The sequence below is a fragment of the Segatella baroniae DSM 16972 = JCM 13447 genome (genome assembly GCF_000426585.1).
In the GTDB taxonomy this organism is placed as follows: domain Bacteria; phylum Bacteroidota; class Bacteroidia; order Bacteroidales; family Bacteroidaceae; genus Prevotella; species Prevotella baroniae.
The window spans coordinates 1-20,068 of the sequence record NZ_AUFQ01000007.1 but is presented as its reverse complement, the minus strand read 5'-3'; the positions used below and the strand labels follow the sequence as shown (position 1 = coordinate 20,068).

Here is a 20,068-nt window from a genome sequence, read left to right as displayed (position 1 = left end):
TGCAAAATCGGTAACAAATGCGACCAAATGACAAAGGATCGCTTGTAACCACCAACGGTAGAAGTGCCCTAAGGAACCCCTACCGCAGTGGAAAATACTGATATATCCGTCTTTAGGCAGCCGCGTCGTCGCAAGATGTTTCGGGCAACAGCTTGCCGTCTTCGGGAAAGCGTCTTAAAGTTTCTGCTCCACCTCTATCTCCGTGAAGGTTTCGATGATGTCGCCGGCCTGGATGTCATTGAAGTTCACCAGGCTGATACCACACTCAAGACCTGTGGCAACCTCCTTGACGTCGTCCTTGTAACGCTTCAGCTCATCGATGTCGGCCGTGCGAATCACAATGCCGTCACGCACCACGCGGGCCTTGTCCTTGTTATGAACCTTGCCTTCCATGACCATTCCACCGGCAACGGTACCGACTTTGCTGATCTTGAAGACCTGCTTCACCTCAATCTGGCCTGTCACAATTTCCTTCTTCACCTTGTCCAGCATGCCCACCATGGCACTCTTCACATCGTCGATGGCGTCATAAATAATAGAATAGGTGTTGATTTCAACGCCTTCGCGGTCGGCCAGCTTGCGTGCGTCGGACGAAGGACGAACCTGGAAGCCGACGATGACGGCGTCGGAGGCACTGGCCAACATGACGTCGTTCTCACTAATCTGGCCTACGGCCTTGTTGATGACATTGATCTGAACCTTCTCGGTGGACAGCTTGATGAACGAATCGGACAGTGCTTCGATGGAACCGTCGGTATCACCCTTCACGATGATGTTGAACTCGTGGAACTCTCCACGGGCAATCCGGTGCGAGATGTCGCCAAGTGTCAGGCGCTTCTGCGTGCGCAAGCCCTGCTCACGCTGCAGCTGTTCACGCTTGTTGGCAATCTCTCGCGCCTCCTGGTCGGTTTCGAGCACGTGGAATGCGTCGCCCGCCGTCGGTGCCCCGTTCAATCCGAGGATGATGGCCGGCTCTGCGGGAGCCGCGGATTCGATGCGCTGGTTACGCTCGTTGAACATGGCTTTGACGTGTCCCCAGCTTGTTCCGGCTATCACGACGTCGCCCACCTTGAGCGTTCCGTTGCTCACGAGCACCGTACTTACGAAGCCACGGCCCTTATCCAAGCTCGACTCGATGATGTTACCGGTCGCCTTGCGGTTGGGATTGGCCTTCAGGTCAAGCATGTCCGCCTCAAGCAGAACCTTCTCCATCAGCTCATCCACGCCAATGCCTTTCTTCGCGCTGATTTTCTGACACTGGTATTTACCCCCCCACTCTTCTACGAGCAGGTTCATGTTGGCCAGGTCTTCACGTATCTTATCAGGGTTGGCCCCCGGCTTGTCTATCTTGTTGATGGCAAAGACCATCGGCACACCGGCAGCCTGCGCATGGGCAATCGCCTCCTTCGTAGTGGGCATGACGGAGTCGTCGGCCGCGATGATGATGATGGCAATGTCGGTAACCTGGGCACCACGGGCACGCATGGCGGTGAAGGCCTCGTGGCCCGGCGTATCAAGGAACGTCACCTTGCGGCCGTTCTTCAGCGTCACGCCATACGCGCCGATGTGCTGGGTGATACCTCCGGCCTCACCGGCAATCACGTTGGTGTTGCGGATATGGTCGAGCAACGACGTCTTTCCATGGTCGACATGACCCATCACCGTAACGATGGGCGCACGACTCACGAGATCGTTCTCGTCGTCTTCCTCTTCGCTGACAGCCTCCTGCACCTCGGCACTGACATATTCGGTCTTGAAGCCGAACTCATCGGCCACCATATTGATGGTTTCCGCGTCGAGACGCTGGTTGATGGACACCATGATACCAATGCTCATGAGCGTCGAAATGACCTGTGTCACGCTGATATCCATCATCGTGGCCAACTCGCTGACCGTCACAAACTCGGTCAGTTTCAGTATCTTGCTGTCCTTGCGCTCTGCGTAGGCCTCCTGCTGGAGCTTCTCCTGAACAGCTTCGCGTTTCTCCTTGCGGTACTTGGCGCCCTTCTTGTTCTGGTTGCTCTTGCTGGTCAGGCGGGCAAGTGTCTCCTTCACCTGGCGTGCTACAGCCTCGTCATCCACCTCCAGAGGCTTCTGATTGCGGTTGCGGTTTTTCTTCTTGCCGCCACTGTTGCCCTTGGCGTTGTTGTTTCTGCTGTTGGCATTGCCGCCATTACCCGACTGCTGATTGGCAGCGGCGTTGATGTCGACACGCTCTTTGTTGATACGGACGCGCTTCTTGCGTTCGCCACCATGCTGGGAGGCCACTTTCTCCTCGCGTTCCTTCCGTCTTTCCTCTTTAGTTTTCTTCTTGGGGCGCGTGCTTTGGTTGATGGAGTCCAAGTCAATCTTGCCCAGAACGTTCACCTTGGGTGTATTCAGGATTTTCTTTTCGCTCTTCAACTGGAACACGCCTGGCGTGCTTTCCTGCTTCGGCGTCTGCTCCGTCTCAACCTCGGCAGCCACTTCCTCTACGGGTTTCGCTACCGGTTGTTCCTTTCCGACAGGTTCCTTTGCAGGCTCCACCACAGCTTCGACCTTCTTTTCAACCACAGGTTCGGCCTTCGCCTCCACGTTCGGGGCGGCTTGTTCGACCTTCTCCACGGGTATCTCCACAGGCTTCGACTCCGGCTTGGGACTGACGGCAGCAGTCACTTTTCCGGCAGTTTCCGGCCGGCCGGCGGCAACAGACTTCACAGCTTCCGGCTTCTTCTTACCGACTTGATCGAGGTCTATCTTGCCCAACGGCTTGAATTGCTGCTGGGAAGAAGAAGCCAGCAGACTCTCCGCACGGTTGTCGGAAGCCTGTACGCTTTTCTTTTCCTTGTTTTTCTTCTGAAAGAGCTTCTCCGCCTGGCTGCGAACCTCGGCGTCCTGCTTGAAGGCGGTGACCAAAGCATTGTATTGGTCATCGTTCAACTTAAAGCTCGGCTCCGGTTTCACTTCACCCAGTTCGGTTCTCTTTTCCAGGAATTCAACTGCCGTTTGAAGTCCTATGTTCAATTCACGTAATGCTTTATTTAATCTGATGCTCATCTTTCACTTATTCCTTATTACTTCTTTTCCATTTTCTACTGTTCAAACTCCGCACGCAACACTCTCAGTACGTTGTCGACAGTCTCTTCTTCAAGGTCTGCCTTCTCCACGAGCATTTCACGCGGCGCATTGAGCACAGCCTTCGCCGTATCCAGACCGATACTCTTGATGGCGTCGATGACCCACTGGTCGATTTCGTCGGAGAATTCCTCCAAGTAGATGTCCTCGTCGGCCTCGCCTTCCGGCACTTCGCGGAACACGTCGATCGTGTATTCCGTCAGCATGGAAGCCAACTTGATGTTCAAGCCGCTGCGGCCGATGGCCAGGCTTACTTCCTCGGGTTGGAGGAACACTTCGGCCTTGCGGGTTTCCTCGTCGATGTTGATACTGCTGATTCGAGCGGGGCTCAGGGCGCGCTGGATGAACAGTTTCGTGTTCGACGTATAATTGATGACGTCGATATTCTCGTTGCAAAGCTCGCGGACAATGCCATGTACACGGCTGCCCTTCACGCCGACGCAGGCTCCTACGGGGTCGATGCGCTCGTCAAAGGTCTCCACGGCAATCTTGGCACGCTCACCCGGCATGCGGGCAATCTTCTTGACGGTGATCAGACCGTCGCTGATTTCGGGCACTTCCGCTTCAAGCAGACGCTCCAGGAAGACGGGACTTGTGCGCGACAGGATGATCTTCGGGTTGTTGTTCTCGTTGTCCACGCGAAGGATGGCGGCACGAATCGTCTCGCCCTTGCGGTACACGTCGGATGGAATCTGCTCCGACTTGGGCAGGATGAGCTCGTTGTTCTCATCGTCCACCACCAGCACTTCACGCTTCCATATCTGATAGACCTCGCCCGAAACCACCTGGCCCACGCGGTCCTTATACTTGTTGTAGAGCGAGTCGTGCTCCAGTTCCAATATCTTGCTGGCCAAAGTCTGACGCAGATTGAGGATGGCACGGCGGCCGAACTTCGTGAAGTTCACCTGCTCGCTCACGTCCTCCCCCACCTCGTAGTCGGGTTCGATCTTCTGCGCGTCCTTCAACGCTATCTGTTTATTTTCGTCTTCCACCTCTCCATCGGCCACAACCACGCGGTTGCGGTAGATTTCGAAGTCTCCCTTGTCGGGGTTCACAATCACGTCGAAGTTCTCGTCGCTGCCGAAGATCTTGGCAAGCACATTGCGGAAACTTTCCTCCAACACGCTCACCAGCGTAGTACGGTCGATATTCTTGGTCTCCTTGAACTCCTTGAAGGTATCGATCATACTGATTTGTTCTTCTTCATTTTTCTTTGCTGCCATAGCTATTTGAAACTTATTATGTATTTAGTATATTTCACTTGATCCATCTGGAAAGCGTGGTCCACGTCCATCTTCTGCGGACGTTTCTTTCCTTCCACCGTCACTTTCTCATTGACCGTAACCACGAAATCGTTGCCGTCCACGCTTTTCAAGACTCCTTTCGTCTTCTTGCCGTCGGCGCCGAGCACTTCCACCGGCTTGCCGATGCAGTTCACGTATTGCTGCGCCACCTTGAAAGGCTGGCCCAATCCGGCCGAACCCACTTCCAATTCATAGTCTTCTTCGTCACGGTTCAAGCGTTCCTCTATGTATCGGCTCAAGTCCTCGCAGTCATTGATCCACACCCCATCGGCGTGGTCTATCTCCACTACAATCTTGTCATTCGGACTGACTTCGACATCCACCAGGAAGTATTCTTTGTCAGCCAACCACTCGTTTACAATCTGTCTAACGGCGTTTTTGTCAATCATACATTTTATTATATATGCCAATATAACGAAAATGAGGAACTCTCTTGGAGCCCCTCATTCCACTGAATGCTGCAAAAGTACGAATAAAATCCGTATCTGCAAAGCAATTGCGGCTTTTTTAATAATTATTTGTCGGACAGGTAGGGCCAATCGGGCCGGTCAGACCTGTCCGACCGGCCCGGATGGACGGTTGGTTCGCCGACTCACTTGGGCGCCCGCCGCGTCTCGGCGTCGCGGTTGTCATGATAAATCTGCTTGGCGCGCTTGCCGCCGAAGCTCCAGGTGGCGCGGAAAGCCACATAGCGGGCATGCACGTCGAAGCGATTGCGCGAAACGAAACCGTCATAGCGTGCCTCGGTACGGCTCACGACCCACCCGAACGGGTCGCCGCAAGCCAGGCGCAGCTTCAGCCGGTTGTCCATGCAGGCATAGTTCAAGGCCAGGTTGAGCCGGTCTACGGGACGGGTTCGGTTCATCGACCAGTAAGTGGAGAACGCATGGCTGTAGGCGACCGACGCCACCATCGTCTTCCTTGCGTTGAGCAGGAAACCCAACGTGGCGCCCACACGCTTGCCCCAGCCATACATCGGCCGCAGGTTGGAACGATGGTCGGCGCGTGAGTCGTGGTAGTAGGCCTCACCCTCGGCATTGACATTCAGCCAGGACAACAGATTGCGGTTGTACGTGGCGTAGAGGCCGCTCTTGTCATGTCGCACGCCGTTGACGGGACTGCCCACCTGCGCGCCGTCGCTGCCGAACGTGACGCTGTAGCCCAGTTCGTCGCTGCCGTGGTCGTTGTAGAGCACCAGATAAAGGCCCTGTCCGTTGTTGTAATTAAGCTCCGCATTGCGCGTATAAGCCGCCGTCAAGTGCGGGTTGCCCGTCACATAGTTGTGCACGGTGGTGTAGGCACGCCACGGATTCAGGTCATTGAAGTTGGGCCGGTCGATTCCCCAGTTCACGGCAAGGCCGACATGCCGCCCCGCTTCGCCATCCCAACCCAGGTGGAAGGACGGAAAGAAGCGGCCGTAATGCTGGCGGTCGGTCTGCCGCATGGTCACCTGTTCACCCTCGGTCCAGGTGTATTCGTAGCGCAGTCCGACCTGCAGCTGTAGGCGGTCGGCCAGCTTCGTGCGTGCAGACACATAGGCGGCCAGTCCCCGTTCACGGTAGTTGAAGTCGTTACTCTCGTCCGCATTCTTCCGCCAAACGGCCCCGTCCTGCGTTTCCACGTCGATTCCCGTCTTGTTGGTGATACGCGTGAAGGCCGCGCCCGTTTCCAAAGTGAAAGATCGGAAGGGCAAGGTGAAGTCGAGTTTCAGGGCATGGATTCGATAGCGGGCATGACTTGCGGAGCGCAACCGTTCGACCAGGCTGCCCGTCCTCGACTCGTTCTCGCTGCGCAACGGGTCATGGCTGTTGAAGAAGTTGTAGTTCAAGTTCATAATCTTGCCCAGCGAATCGAGCCGCCAGTCGGCATAGAGCGTGGCGTTCACGCTGTTGTTCCACACGCCCGGCAGACGGGAAGAGCTGCGGATGGTGTCGGTTTCCATCGTGACATCGGTCTGGTTTCCCTCCATGCGGTCAACGTGCAGACCTGCCATCAGGCCCACTTCCAGCCGCTTCGTGGGCAGATATTTCATGATGGTGCTGGCGTCGGCCATGGGCCAGAACACCTTGTTCACCCTGTCGGACGTGCGCCGATGGCCGTCCGTGAACGTGTAGACACTGTATTGTTTGTTGATGACATGGCCGACATCGGCGTTGACGGCGGTCGACATCTCGAACTTCGACGACACATAGCTGACCGACGCCTCGGGCAACAGCCGCAAACGATACTGCGCCTGCGGCTCCATCGTGAGGCTGCCGCTCCATCCCCGGGTCTGATCTTTGCGTGTAACGATGTTCACGTAGCCGCCATTGGCCTCGGCCTTGTACTTCGCCGGTGGAATCGTCATCACCTCCACACGGTCTATGTCTTCGGCTTTCAGGCTGCGCAACTTGGCCTTCACGGCCTCATCCCCCATATCGAGCACGTGGCCGTCGAGCATGAAACGCGTGGTACTCTTGCCCACAATCGACACCGTTTCGTCCACCACGTTGAGCATGGGCACCCGCCGCATCAGCTCCAGCGCGTTCATTCCGACGGCGTAGGGGTCGTTGCCGACGAGATATTGCAGGCGGTCCACCTCGCTCTTGACGACCTTGCGGACGGCCTTCACGTCGACATTGCGCAGCATATAGCTGTCGGGCGTCAGCCGAAGCGTGCCCACGTGGCCGGCCGACACCGCCCTGTAGAGCGTCTTGAAACCGACATACGACACGCGCAGCAGCACCTGCCGACGGGTAGAGGGGATGACGAAATCGCCGCCGTCGTTGGTCACGCCGCCGTTGACGAACGCCGAATCCACCGGCGACAGCAGGGCGACGTTGGCCAAAGACACGGCACGGCCGGCCGAATCGACCACGCGCCCGATGACCTTCCACGGCTCTTTCTGGCTGCACTCCACGAAAATCAGGCTGTCGCCGACGGTCAGCTGCATGGGATAGAAGCCCAGAACGTCGCGCACGGCCTCGGGAATCGTGCGGTTGCGGAAGTCGGTCGTGACGGTGAAATCCTCCAGTTCGTTATAGATGAAGTTGACGGTGTAGCGTTCACTGGCATTGTCCAGGTCGGTCAACACTTGCGACAACGGCGCGTGGCGATAGCTGCGTGTCACCCGCTGGGCCGCCGCGTGGCAGGCCATCCAGCACGACAGGCAGAGAAGAAACAAGCTTTTCATATCGACGCTATCTGATGGTGATGACGGCATGGTCGAGCGTGAGGTCGACATGGTGGAACATGTTGAGCGACGCCACCACCTTCTCCACCGGCAGACTCCTGTCCCACCGGTAGCGCAGGCGCAAGTCGCCACTCTCCTCACGCAGGCAGACGACCCGCACATGGTAATAGGCGGCCATCTCCCGCACGATGTCGACAAGCCTTTCGTTGTCGAACTGACGGAAATCGGCGGCGGCAGGCAACGTCCTGGGGGCTGCCGTGTCGACGGGAAACGCCGTTTCGACGCCCCGTGAGGCGTGTGATGGCGCGGCGACGGCGGCCGTTTTCTCCTGTCTGGCGGCGCGGTTGGTCCGCACGATGTGGATGGCTGCCAACGCAAGCCCCGACACGAGCAAGACACCGGCGACGGCGGCGGCCACCCGATAGCGGCGGCGCAACGCCGGACGACGCCCCTCGACCAGCCGCCGCCACTCCCTGTCGAGTACGTCGTCGGGCAGTTCCCTTTGCCGGGCATACCTGCCGGCAGCGGCTGCGTCGGCCATGAGCCGGTAATATTCACGCGCCTCATCGTCACGCAACAAGGCGTCCAGTTCCTGTTCGCTGAAAAGCTCGGGATGTTCGATGGCTTTCAGCAGTCTAATCGATGGCTTTTTGCTGTCCATTTGGTATCTAATTGAAGTGTCGTCGCAGCCCTTTCAGCGCATGAAAGAGGTGCTTGTACACGGCGGTTTCACTGATATTGAGTTGCTCGGAAATAGCTTTGTAGGAGAGGCCCTGGTGAAAGCGGAGCGTGAAGACGGCACGGGTTCGCGGCGTGAGCTGCGTTTCGACGAAGCGGTTCACGGCCTCGTAGCGCGCTTCCGTCGGCTCGACGGGCGACAGTTGCGGCTCCGTGTCGACGGCAAGCAGCCGCTCCACCCGCTCCCGCACCTGCCGACGACTGAGCAGGTCGAGGCAACGGTTGCGGGTGCAGACGAGCAGCCAGCCGGCCAACTGCCCGTCCGATTGCGACGTGGAGCCTGCGGGCAACGACGAACGGCCGTCCAACAGGCGGGCGAACACTTCACTTGCGGCGTCGCGGGCCTCGTCTTCGTCATGCAGCAAGGCCACGGCCAAGCGGAACATCCGGCTGTAGTTGGCACGAAACAGGCGCTCTATTCTCTTGTGGTTCATCATTCGTTTGGCAAACGTTTTATACATATAACGGACAAACGGCCGTTTTCCCAACCCCAAACTTCATTTTTTTATAGAAGAAACGACAAACCCCAAAAGTCTTTGGCCGACTTTTGGGGTTCGATTCCGTGCGACGGAGGCTTGTCGCCGACGAGCGGTCGCGTCATGCGCGCTGCCGCTTCATCCTCACCAACTCGATGGCTTCCTTGCCTGTCATGTGCTCGATGTCGAGACAGATGACCAGCATGTGGCTGAAACTCTTGGCCAATTCCCTGCCGAGCGCTTCCTCGTGATGGGGATGATAGCGGTCGCCGAGCAGCCGGGCGGCCGCCATCCGCTCCGTTTCGTCTTCAAGAATGCGGATTCGTCCAAAGGCGATGACGCTGCGGAAGTAGGTCGTGTACTCCTCGCCATGCACCTCGTCTTGCTCGATGACGCAAAACGAAGCCTTGTCGCAGCCTCTGATGGCGTCGACTTTGTGGCCTTTCAGAGCGCTGTGGAAGTACAGTTTGCCGTCGGCGTGGACATAACTGATGGGTACGGCGTAGGGATAGCCGCCATCCCCTTGCAGGGCAAGGGTTCCCGACGTGGCGTTCTCCAGGATTCCGACGCTCTCTGCGTCTGAAAGTTGCTGGCGTTTGCGCCGCATTTCTCTAAATGCCATATTGTCCAAACGATTCATAGAAATATAATCTTGCCTGTCTGAGGGCTGCAAGACTATCTCGGCGTCTCCTTCCAAGGCGGTGCAAAGTTACGAATAAACGTCGAACATCGGGCTTTCCGCCTGATGTTTTTCGCCCATACGGGGCGCAATCCCCCGTCTCCAGGGGGCTTCGGACTACGGATGCAGTATCTTCCGGTAGCGGTCGGAGTCGCCCAGCAGCTTCACGGCCTCGTCAAACGTCTTGTCATGTTTCAGCCCGTATTCGATGGTTCCGGCCTGGTAGTAGTACGACGGCAGGATTTCCTTGGCCAGAATCTCCATCAGTTGCTGCTTGTTGCGCCGCAAGTCCTTGGCCAGGTTGTGGCTGAGCTTCGCCTTCAAGGCCTCGAATTCGGGCTTGGCCTCGTCGTAATAGCCTTCGAAGCGGGCCAGTTTCTCCAAGTTTTGCAAGTACTTTTCCGAGTCGCGGGCGTAGGTATAGCCGCTGTCCACCACCCTTTTGGCAAACGCTTCATAGTCGGCGTCGGTCAGTTCGAAGTCCTTGGGCGCGGCCACCGTCGGATGTTTGGCGATGTAGTCCACGACATAGTTGAGCAGCAACTCGCTCGAATCGCGCGTCATGTAGGGGCTGGAGTTCAGCAGACTGATGGTCAGGTTCGACAAGGTGTCGGGCTTCACCTCCACGTCGGGCGTGATACCGCCGCCATCTTTCACCACCCTGCCGCCTGCCGTGCGGAACTCTTTGGTCAGCGAATCGGGCACATGCTCCGTGTAGCCGCCGTTGTTGTGCTTGTAGTTGATGGCCTGTATGCAGCGTCCGCTGGGTATGTAGTACTTGTTGGTGGTCAGTTTCAGGCTGCCGTTGTAGGGCATGGGCATGGTCATCTGCACCAGTCCCTTGCCATAGGTGCGCGTTCCCATGACGACCGCTCGGTCCAGATCCTGCAAGCTGCCGCTCGTAATCTCGCTCGAACTGGCCGTTTCGCCGTTCACCAGCACCACGATGGGCATGACGGTGTCTATCGGTTCCACCGTCGTCCGGTAGTCGTTGTTCATGCGTTTCAGGCGTCCGCGGTTCGAAACGATCAGCTTTCCCTTGGGCACGAACATGTTCACAAGGCTCACAGCCTCCTGTTCTACGCCGCCGCCGTTGCCCCGCAGGTCGAGCACGAGCTTCTTCATGCCCTTTCCTTTCAGGTCGAGGAACGCCCGCCGCACCTGTTGGGCGCAGCCTTCCGTGAACTGGTTCAGGTTGATGTAGCCCACGCCGTCCTGCCGCAAGCCGTAGTAGGGCACCGAAGGGAGCTGTATGGCGCGGCGCGTCACCTTGATTTTCATCACCTTTCCCGTGCTGGGCCGGCGTATCTTGATGACGAATGTGGTGCCCGCGTCGCCCCTCAGACGGTCGCTCACATAGCTGTTGTCCCTGCCTTCCATCGACTGGTCGTCGATGGCCAGTATCACATCGCCCTTCTTCAGGCCCGCTTCGGCGGCCGGCATGTTGGCGTATGGCTCTTCAATCACCACGTTTTTCCGGGAGAAGTCGTAGCGTATGAGCGAGCCGATACCGGCATATTTGCCCGTCACCATCATCTTGAAGTCGCCTTTCTTCTCGGCCGGATAGTACTCCGTATAGGGGTCGAGGGAGCTGAGCATGGCGTCGATTCCCGCGCCGATGGTCACTTTTGGGTCGAGCGTATCTACATAGAACAGGTCCAACTGCTTGTAGATGGAATTGAAAACATCCAGGTTTTTCATCACCTCGAAGCGATGGTCGTCCTTCTCCTGGGCTGCGACGGGCAGGGCCAAGACAAGCAGCACACCTATTATATATTGTCTCATCTTCATTGAAAGGTAATCGTTTATTCCTGCAAAAATAGCATATTATGTTCTATATTGCCGCTTTGGAACGGCAAAAAGCATGGCCAATTAAAAAAAATTAGCCTATTTGCGATTTTTCCATCAAAACATTTGGAGGAATCAAAAACTTGCTTTAACTTTGCAACCGCAAATCAGAAATGAGGACGCAATGCTTCAATAGCTCAGTTGGTTAGAGCACCTGACTGTTAATCAGGGGGTCGTTGGTTCAAGCCCATCTTGAAGCGCAAGGGAATTACTTCGGTAATTCCTTTTTTGTTTTATGCCGTTTTCGGGACATTCCGTGGACGGCGACAGCACGGCACGCGGCGAAGAAAGGCCAACGGCGTGCCGGCGCACGCCTTCAAACGCTTTCCTCAACCATCGCTGCCCAGAAAGGGGACGCAGTCCGTCGGCTTCTACGATTTCAACAGATAGGCCTGCCTGGAGGCGACGATGTCCTCCATGTTGCCGACGGCCCACCCTATCAGGCTGTCGACGAAGGGAAGCAGACTCTGCCCACGCTCCGTCAGCTCGTATTCCACCCGTGGCGGCACTTCCGGATAGGCCCTGCGCAGCACCAATCCGTCGGCTTCGAGCGTCTTCAAGGTCGTCGTCAGCATTTTCTGGGAGATGTCGGGGATGGCCCGCTGCAACTCTTTGAACCGGCCCACATGGCGCTGTTCCAACGTAAACAGCACCAGAAGCGACCATTTGTCACCTATCCTGCTCAAGACATTGCGAATCGGACAGCCGGGATAAAGGCTGTCCCTTACTTCTGTTCGTGTCATAATCTCCTATTTAAAGCATTAGGCTACAAAAGTAACCAAAGGCAATCTATATATGCAAAGCTTTGTGTTAAACTTTGTAAAAGCCATCTTCCGCCACGGCTTTGTCCATCCAATGCTTACCCACAGGTAACCATCCCACCTTTGCGTGCCTACTTGTGAAGCCCCCGGATTCGTCCTATCTTTGCGTCAGTAAATGGAAAATAATCATTCATAAAAAGACAAAGACAATGAAGACAATTGAAATCACAAAGAGCGGAAAGAACTTTACGGCCGTCAACATAGGCCGGATGAGCGACATCAAGGACTACGAACTCCACATGGGACCTGACTTGACGATTCCTGGAAAGGTGTTCATCGGGCAGGCACTGGCCGCCACGGGCAGCGAACTGTCGTTCCAATCGTTGGTTCCGGGCCAGGACAGCGGCTTCCTCCACACCCACAAGAGCCACGAAGAACTCTACTTCATCCTCAAGGGAGAGGGCGAATATCAGGTGGACGGTGAGATTTTCCCCGTGTCGGAAGGCAGCATCGTCCGTGTGGCACCGGCCGGAAAACGGGCTATAAAGAATACGGGGACTGCCAAAATGCTCATGCTCTGCATTCAATACAAGGCCGACTCGTTTGGTGAAAACGATTCTCCCGCGGGCGACGGCGTCATCCTCAACGAACCTCTGGCATGGTAATCGCCCCGCGTTTCCTCACCATCCGGAAGACACCTTATTATATATAGGGGACAAAAGCGACCGACCCAACTCCCTGGGCCGGTCGTTTTTTCGTCATTCTATGCGCCGACATGCAGTCAGTCTTGCGTTTCGCGCCGGTAGCAGACGATTCCGTCGCGCTCGATGTTGGCGATGAATTGGGGATTGCGCAGCCTGTGAAAGATGTTGACATCGACGAAATAGGGGATGCGCGACTCGTAGAGCAGGGTCTTCAACCGAACGACATGCCTGTCTTCGAGCCGTGGGCCGCGCAGCGAAAGGTCGATGTCGGAAGCTCTCCGATAGTCGCCACGGGCCCTCGAACCATAAATCACGGCCTCTTCAATCTCCGGTATGGAGCGGAGAATGGCCGTCAGCTCGTCAAGATATTTGTCGTCAAGTCCGAATCGCATGGCTGAAAGGAATTTATTTACACGCTCTCGATGAGCAACCACACGTTGAGGGCCGTGACGATGGCGGCCAGGGAGTAGAGGAAAGCGGTGTTCCAGGGGCGGTTGGCATACTTGCCCATGACGCGTTTCGACGACGTGAGGCTCACTTGCAGGAAGACCGTGAGGGGCAACTGCACCGAAAGCACCATCTGCGAGATGATTAATCCGCGGAACGGGTCGCCGATGAAGAAGATGAGGAGCAGGGCAATACCGAGCGAAAGCACGATTCCGACGATGGAATGGGTGTCGCGGGCGTTGTACGACTCGCCGAAGAGCCCCGAGAAAATGCTGCCCGCCGCCATGCCACTCGTGATTGTGCTCGATATGCCGGCCAAGAGAAGGGCGATGGCAAAGATGTTGGCGGCGTTGTCGCCCAGCAGCGGCTGGAGCATGGCCTGGGCCTGCGAGAGTTCGTCCACGTGCTGGCCGTGCGAGAAGAAGGCACTGGCCGCCAGCAATATCATGGCGGAATTGATGGCCCAGCCCACGATCATGGAGAAGAGGGTGTCGATGAACTCGTATTTCAGCATGTGGCGGATGCGCGCGTCGCCCTTGAGATGAATCTCACGGCTCTGCACGATCTCGGAATGCAGGAAGAGATTGTGGGGCATGACCACGGCGCCCAGCACGCTCATGATGATGAGCAGCGACCCCTCGGGCACCGATGGCACGAACGCGCTGCGCACGGCCACGGGCCAGTCGATGTCGACCAGGAACAACTCGTAGATGAACGACAGCCCGATCATCGACACGAAGCCGATGATGGCCCGCTCCATCTTCGCGTAACTGTTGGTGAAGAGCATGACGAGCACGGCCGCCGTCGTCAGCACGGAGCCGGCGGGGATGGCGATTCCGAAGAGCATTTGCAGGGCGATGGCACCTCCCAGGATCTCGGCCAGCGACGTGGAGATACTGGCCAGGATGGCCGTCACCACGATGGGACGCCCCAACCAGCGGGGCGCGTACTTCACGGCGGCCTCGCTCAGGCACAGTCCCGTGACGATACCCAGGTGGGCCACATTGTGCTGCAGGGCGATGAGCATGATGGTGGAGAGCGTCACCACCCACAGCAGGGCGTAGCCGAACTCGGAGCCGGCGGCGAAGTTGCTGGCCCAGTTGCCCGGGTCGATGAAGCCGACGGTGACGAGCAGGCCCGGACCGATATACTTGAAGATGTCGAAGGCGCCCAGCACGTGCGGGTGGTCCTTGCGCTTCAGTTCCTTGATGATATTTTTCATACGCGATGGTTCTTTGACTGCAAAGGTACGACTTCTTGCTGAAAAACGCTCCGCCGCGGCCCCTTTACTGCCCGCCGGGCGGCAATTATACCCACTCTCGGGTACGGAACGACACGCGGTAAGCCTTCCGGCACCGTCGGAACTTCACACATGAAAGATGAAAAAGCACGGGGCGACAAACAGATTTGAATGCGGCAATCCCACATTCAAAGCCTTCATTTGCGAAAAGTCACGGACAAGCCCGCGCTCAGAACAGGGCTCCGGCCAACCAGAAGCCTACCAGTATGCCGAGCACGATGACTCCAATCCGTACAAGACAGCTTCCCATCCGATGCTTGCCATCGGAGAGGCTCTCCAGAGAACTTTCCTTTCTTCCCGGAAAACTCATCAGCACGACATAGGCGCCAAGGGCTATGATTCCAAGAACAACACAGATCCACATATAATTTATAGTTAAGCCCCAATATCTCACGACAATGGAACGCAGTTTATGAAACCAAGAGACGAAGAGAGGCGTGGAAACTAAAGCCGATTGCCAATCTGAGGTTCTGCAATACCCACTACCAGCAACGAGCATTAGCCCACGCCGGTAGATATATCACACCTTTTTGAAAGGCATAATCATCCAGACGTGGGCGTTGTCTCGACTGCTCCCGGTAGTTGAAATTTTGCAGATTTCAGATAAGGAACAAGCGCGCAAACGCCCTTTTCATATACACGTCCTGCTTCATGGCGCACTTCTTCGCTCAGAAATGCTGGCAGTCCGGTCTCCATCTTCGGCGGAAGAGGCCTTCGGAGTCGTCTGATTCCGTGGCGTCCGCCAGGGCTTGGCCAACGCCGTGGCCGTTCCCCACACCGTATGACGCGGTGTTGTTTCGACAAATGTATGAAAAAAAAGCACAATTACCGCGCCACAAAGAGAAAAAGAATGTTAAACGGCCTTCCTTCTTCACCTGTTTCGGGTGGCGGAACGCCCCTCCGTCGAAATCACCGCCCCACCGCCGTTTTCCCAAAGCCCCCCGACGGTCGTGAAAAAGGCCAGCGGTTGCCGTACAAAAGGGCAACAATCACCCTCCAAGATAGTTTTTGGAATGTATCTAATTGAAAATAAAGAAGTTATCTTATTGTGCAGACTAGGCTGGTAACGATTTGGAAACGAGCGAATTGCTTTTAGTCGCAAGTTTCTGCATTAACAAAGAACGCTTGTTATTCTGTCTGCAAAGATAATCATTTGCTTTGAATAACAAGCGTTTTTGATGAAATATTCCAGTAGTTGCACTTTAATATGTGTTCCTATAGGTTTAAATTCTGTCACTTGAGTTTCTTCTAATTTTCCTCCCTTCTCCAATACTCCTCAAGAGCGATTTGAGCACAATACTCTTGAAATTGTGCAGGAGTTTCCTTCTCTATCGAATCTATATGTTGCTCAACATCACTCATTTTTTCCAAGTATTCGGATAATATCTTTTTTGCCATTTCTCTTCTATTATCTTTACTCATGTAAGAAAGTTTTATCACCTTATCAATTCGACCTGGGCGAGAAGAAACATACTCACCATTGTCATTTGGTTTGCCTATAGCCTCGTCTACTTTGTGGATATTATTAGTTGTTATTATTGTAAATACGCCAATAGATTTATCAACACCATCAAGACAATTAATGAAACAATCAAATGTTAACGGTTGCATCACCTTAGCCTGAGATGTATCATTATCTTCATTTCCCCCAGTTGATGTATTAGTATAGAAAGGCACTTTTTGACAGATATTCTTTCTACCATCAAATATATTATCAATATCTTCTATTAACGCAATACATGGTATATTTAGTTGTAGATTTTTCCAACAATCCATAAGAGTCCCATTACTCATTTGAGCAAGTGAGAAAACATAAATAGGAAGGTCAAGGTCTTCAGCAAAAGCTCTTACAAGTGCAGTCTTTCCTGTACCAGGAGGACCATACAATAACCATCCCCTTTTCCAAGGAATATTTTTTTCTTTATACCATTGCTCACTCTTAACCCATAACTCTATCGAACGAATTAATTTTTTGATATCGTCAGGGAAATAAAGATTGGAAATCGCAGAACCTTGGGTAGTTTTCTTTCTCCCCAACTCGTCCTTCCCCGTCCCTATTAACCGATATTGATTCTGTTTGTACCACACTAGGCCATCTTTCTGCTTCTGAAAATATTTTTGATTATCAGTTTCTTTATCTGGAAGATAAAAAATTTCAAACCGGTCAGTTTTTCCTTCTTTATCTTCTATATTCCAAGCAAGGTTGTTTCGTACTTTTGTTGCCTCTTTAATTATTTGGTCGATATTAATAGTACCCCTGATAAACAGTAAAGAAGAAAACACCTTATTGGTATCAACTTCAGAGTATTCTGTACCGTTACCTTTAGGGTTCTCTTGTTTGATGGAGAATACAAATGGGAAATTTATAAAACATTTCTTACTCCTATCAAAAAATATCATACTTTTTTTGCCAAGTTGCTCATACGAAACCAAACCGTATTTTCCTGTCCTGTAAGATTCATTTTGTGCTCCGAATACCTGGTCGTATATTGATACATGCTTGTACTCCTTATAGAGATATGCAATAATTGTATTATGAGCCTCTTCAGTAGTTATATCTGCTTTTTGTATTAATATTGAGACTATTGACCATAAAAAAGACTTTATTTGATTCCAAAATCCTATTACGGCACCCAAAATAGCACCACCTGTAAATAAAGATAAATCCATGTAATATCGTAGAATTGAAAATAAGCAACAATTATAGATTACAATTTAGTAATTATTAAAAAAAATGATTTTTATAAAATGATATTTTTGCAAAATCAATTGGGGATATATTAGCATTTCTACACCTTGACTACACCTTGACTGTGTATAGAAATTGAAGTTGGATACTATTAAAGCTGTGCATAAACTATCTGTATCAAAGGTCTTGCCCAAGCGATTTATATATTTTCTTAGTGCTAAGCATTGCATATGAGATACAAAATTACATAATTTTATTGTATCTCGTTAGGAAAACAACTTATATTTGTGTCTATCTCCGAAAATTTAAACATTAATTTATTCCTCTCCCTCTTTTCTTCTTTTTCTTGGCTTGGTTTCTGAGCCTGTGCTGCCATACAGTCTCAGCATAATTATCACCGTGTGTCTGCGGGTTGATTAATCCGCCTGCTCCGAAAATGATTTCTTCGGCAGCATTTATGGCAGTACTTGCCACATTACCTACGGCTTGTGCAATAGATGAACTTTCTTTTGTGTTGGCAGGTGACGTATAGGAACGGCCGGGAGGAACAAGTTGATAACCTGTATCGGATTGAGTTTTGTTCTTTGCCGGCTCATCTGCCATTGTCGTGGCTTTCTTTGGTTCTGTCTTGTTGCTTATCTCAAAGTTCTTCTGCAAGGAACGGTAACCGAACTCCCTGCCGATTTCAGAAGCCTTGAAAGTCTGGCCGTCGTATGCGAACTTCAAGCCATATATCTTTCCCTGTTTGCTCTTTAAGCGTTCAATGGTTACGCCACTCTTGCTAAGGTTGTAGAGGAATATGGAGTGTCCTGTGATACCTGTGCCTTTATATTTGTTGAGCAAGGCATAGCAAATCTTTTGTACCTGCAGCTTTGTTTGTTCTCTCGTTGAGTTAGCTTTTGGCTTCTGATGCTGCTTTTTCGCCTTGACCTCCTTTGCGATAGTCAAGCCTTTCTCCCGACTAATGTCCTCCGCTACCCTTGCTGCCTTATTACTCACAAAAGTGGTATCATAGATCTCTCCGTACAGGCTGATGCGGTTGGCAATGATGTGAATATGCCTGTTGTCGGTGTCCTTGTGCGTTACCGCCACCCATTGGTGGTTGTCAAGTCCCATTCGCTTGGCAAACAAATGGGCTATCCGCATAAGTTCGGATACAGGCAGTCTTTTCTCGTCCTGTGGTGCTATACCTATTTCGATGCGTAGGAACTTGTTCCTGCAACGGCTATTATAGTCGCTGACCACTTTCATTTCCTCATAGATGGTCTTTGGCTCCCTGCTGCAAAGATTGTGGAAGGCAAGCCGATTGCCGAGTTTGCCTTCCCTAAATATATAGTCCAAGGCCGTGCTTCCGTGTGCTATCGCCTTACATTTACCTATCATCTCTTCTCATATTTAAGACCTTATATACTTCGTCGTCCACACGAAAATGAGGGTTGTAAAACCGCTTAAATGCTTCCTTTGCACATAGGGAGAGGTTCTTTGTGATATGTAGCCAATCCTCGTCCTTGACCTTAATGAGGTTGGAAACCTGCCCGTAGAACCGTCCTGTATGTTGGAGTATGGCAATGGCTTCCCTCTCGTTGTCGGTCATCTTGGGAACGGCAATCACTTCTCCGTTAAGGAGTATCTCACGGCAGTAGTCTGAGAACTTCCGTCCCGTGCTTTCTGCCTTTGATTTAATTCGTTGCTTCTCCTCTAAGGTGCACCTTACCTTGATGAACTCCGTCTTGTTCATCCGCAGTTCTTTCTTCTCCTGCTGCTGCCATCGGGCAGTTTTTCCATTGTATCTGTTCATATAAGTTTCCTTGAAAGTTAATCATTGTAGATGATTTGTTATTGCTTAATTTCTGAACACTGACCGATGAGAACGGAGTGATTACGGTCTAATCTCCCCGACAATTAAACGAGGGGAGCAAGCGCAGTTTGTGGGTACAAACTGACGTCTTGCAATGCTACTAAACAAACTGTTTACGCTTAAAGTGTTTTATAGCCTAAAAACGAATGCCGTGCATTCCATGACTAACTGCATTCGTGGCATTCTCACAGAAAACTAAGCTGAAGAATAAAAGGTAGACCTATTTTGAAGAAAGGGTAGACCTTTTCCCAGAAAACCGTCTACCTTTTTCTTGTAGTTTACAGTCTTCTCCATTTCTCTATGTCCTCATCGTATTCCTCTAGATGTTGGCGGATAATGTTTTCTACGAAACTTGAAAGGTTGCTGCCCCTATCGCCTAATCTGCGAACGATGAAGTCGGCACGTTCCTGTGTCTCCCTGCTCAGGTAAACCACTTTTCTCTCACTTAGCTTTGTTGGAACAAGGAACGCTTGCTTGTATGCTTCGAGTGTCTCTTTTCTCATCTTGGCACTGATGCGTCGTTGAATAGTTGCATGCTCTGTATGCAGTACAGGCTCGGATGGCGTGGCATGCTCTATGGCATGCTCTGTTTCTTGTTGTTTTTGCTCTTGAATATTTTTCATTCCCCTTGCCCGAAATTCAGCTACAGTTTGTTCACTTGAACTTTCAGCTTGCCTCATACTGAAAGATTTCCTGATGGTATTTTCCATTTCCTCTTTGCTGACTGTTTTCTTTTCCATACCTCTATCTTATTTTAAGTCTGACTTGTTTTCTTTTGTTGCTTATATTGGGAGTTTTCTCCAACTTTTTCTGTTGTTCACGGACACGACTGACATGAAACTCGTTGAGGTCTTTGAAGTCTCTATAATACACTGCCATATCTTCTACCTTAAAACCTGTGTTTACAAATTCCTGCACAGCTTTTCGACCTGCATCGTCATTATCAAGAAAAGCACGAACAGAGGTTATATTTCTTTT

18 protein-coding genes and 1 tRNA gene are annotated in these 20,068 nt (G+C 52.7%); 2 read left to right on the top strand and 17 right to left on the bottom strand.

Features of this window, described 5'->3' with window-relative positions; all coding sequences use genetic code 11:
* Positions 1 to 174: 174 nt before the first annotated feature.
* From infB to K334_RS0106570, 8 genes are all read right to left on the bottom strand, one after another.
* Positions 175 to 3,036 (bottom strand): translation initiation factor IF-2, encoded by a 2,862-nt coding sequence (gene infB, locus K334_RS0106605; protein WP_027444715.1) that lies wholly within the window; start codon positions 3,034 to 3,036, stop codon positions 175 to 177.
* A 35-nt stretch (positions 3,037 to 3,071) separates the two neighbouring features.
* A complete protein-coding gene (nusA, locus tag K334_RS0106600) occupies positions 3,072 to 4,337 on the bottom strand; it encodes a transcription termination factor NusA (protein WP_025881642.1) in 1,266 nt (421 codons plus the stop codon).
* A gap of 2 nt (positions 4,338 to 4,339) precedes the next feature.
* A complete protein-coding gene (rimP, locus tag K334_RS0106595; protein WP_025881641.1) occupies positions 4,340 to 4,807 on the bottom strand; it encodes a ribosome assembly cofactor RimP in 468 nt (155 codons plus the stop codon).
* A gap of 203 nt (positions 4,808 to 5,010) precedes the next feature.
* Entirely contained in the window at positions 5,011 to 7,590 is a 2,580-nt protein-coding gene (locus K334_RS0106590; protein WP_027444714.1) for an outer membrane beta-barrel family protein, read from the bottom strand.
* 7 nt (positions 7,591 to 7,597) lie between these two features.
* Positions 7,598 to 8,251, bottom strand: coding sequence for a DUF4974 domain-containing protein (locus tag K334_RS0106585; protein ID WP_027444713.1), 654 nt, complete (start codon positions 8,249 to 8,251; stop codon positions 7,598 to 7,600).
* Between the two features lie 7 nt (positions 8,252 to 8,258).
* Positions 8,259 to 8,765 carry an RNA polymerase sigma factor gene (locus K334_RS0106580; protein ID WP_027444712.1) on the bottom strand — a complete coding sequence of 169 codons (507 nt, stop codon included), beginning with the start codon at positions 8,763 to 8,765 and terminating at the stop codon, positions 8,259 to 8,261.
* Between the two features lie 160 nt (positions 8,766 to 8,925).
* Positions 8,926 to 9,444, bottom strand: a complete 519-nt coding sequence (locus K334_RS0106575) for a NimIJ family nitroimidazole resistance protein (protein WP_027444711.1) — start codon at positions 9,442 to 9,444, stop codon at positions 8,926 to 8,928.
* Between the two features lie 156 nt (positions 9,445 to 9,600).
* Positions 9,601 to 11,268, bottom strand: a complete 1,668-nt coding sequence (locus tag K334_RS0106570) for a S41 family peptidase (protein ID WP_027444710.1) — start codon at positions 11,266 to 11,268, stop codon at positions 9,601 to 9,603.
* A 189-nt stretch (positions 11,269 to 11,457) separates the two neighbouring features.
* Between K334_RS0106570 and K334_RS0106565 the strand changes: the two genes are divergently transcribed.
* A tRNA-Asn gene (locus K334_RS0106565) sits at positions 11,458 to 11,531 on the top strand.
* Positions 11,532 to 11,702: 171 nt separating this feature from the next.
* Here the strand turns inward: K334_RS0106565 and K334_RS0106560 are convergent.
* A complete protein-coding gene (locus K334_RS0106560; RefSeq protein WP_025881802.1) occupies positions 11,703 to 12,074 on the bottom strand; it encodes a winged helix-turn-helix transcriptional regulator in 372 nt (123 codons plus the stop codon).
* Positions 12,075 to 12,301: 227 nt separating this feature from the next.
* Here K334_RS0106560 and K334_RS0106555 point away from each other — a divergent pair, with 227 nt between their 5' ends.
* Positions 12,302 to 12,757: a cupin domain-containing protein gene (locus K334_RS0106555; protein WP_025881803.1), complete on the top strand. Its 456-nt coding sequence runs from the start codon at positions 12,302 to 12,304 to the stop codon at positions 12,755 to 12,757.
* Between the two features lie 116 nt (positions 12,758 to 12,873).
* Here K334_RS0106555 and K334_RS0106550 read toward each other — a convergent pair whose 3' ends face one another.
* From K334_RS0106550 to K334_RS13640, 8 genes are all read right to left on the bottom strand, one after another.
* Complete coding sequence (locus K334_RS0106550; RefSeq protein WP_025881804.1) at positions 12,874 to 13,188, bottom strand: nucleotidyltransferase domain-containing protein; 315 nt, start codon at positions 13,186 to 13,188, stop codon at positions 12,874 to 12,876.
* A 17-nt stretch (positions 13,189 to 13,205) separates the two neighbouring features.
* Positions 13,206 to 14,465, bottom strand: coding sequence for an Nramp family divalent metal transporter (locus tag K334_RS0106545; protein ID WP_021588668.1), 1,260 nt, complete (start codon positions 14,463 to 14,465; stop codon positions 13,206 to 13,208).
* Between the two features lie 247 nt (positions 14,466 to 14,712).
* Entirely contained in the window at positions 14,713 to 14,907 is a 195-nt protein-coding gene (locus K334_RS0106540) for a cation diffusion facilitator family transporter (protein WP_025881805.1), read from the bottom strand.
* A gap of 884 nt (positions 14,908 to 15,791) precedes the next feature.
* A complete protein-coding gene (locus K334_RS0106535; protein ID WP_025881806.1) occupies positions 15,792 to 17,213 on the bottom strand; it encodes an AAA family ATPase in 1,422 nt (473 codons plus the stop codon).
* Positions 17,214 to 17,544: 331 nt separating this feature from the next.
* Positions 17,545 to 18,615: a relaxase/mobilization nuclease domain-containing protein gene (locus K334_RS0106530; protein WP_025881807.1), complete on the bottom strand. Its 1,071-nt coding sequence runs from the start codon at positions 18,613 to 18,615 to the stop codon at positions 17,545 to 17,547.
* Positions 18,605 to 19,030, bottom strand: a complete 426-nt coding sequence (locus K334_RS0106525; RefSeq protein WP_025881808.1) for a plasmid mobilization protein — start codon at positions 19,028 to 19,030, stop codon at positions 18,605 to 18,607. The genes K334_RS0106530 and K334_RS0106525 overlap by 11 nt, the downstream gene beginning before the upstream one ends.
* Before the next feature lie 338 nt (positions 19,031 to 19,368).
* On the bottom strand, positions 19,369 to 19,830 hold the full coding sequence (locus K334_RS0106520; protein WP_025881809.1) for a DUF3408 domain-containing protein: 462 nt from the start codon (positions 19,828 to 19,830) through the stop codon (positions 19,369 to 19,371).
* Between the two features lie 4 nt (positions 19,831 to 19,834).
* Positions 19,835 to 20,068 (bottom strand): toprim domain-containing protein (locus K334_RS13640; RefSeq protein ID WP_036890084.1); only part of this gene is annotated, 234 nt, incomplete at its 5' end.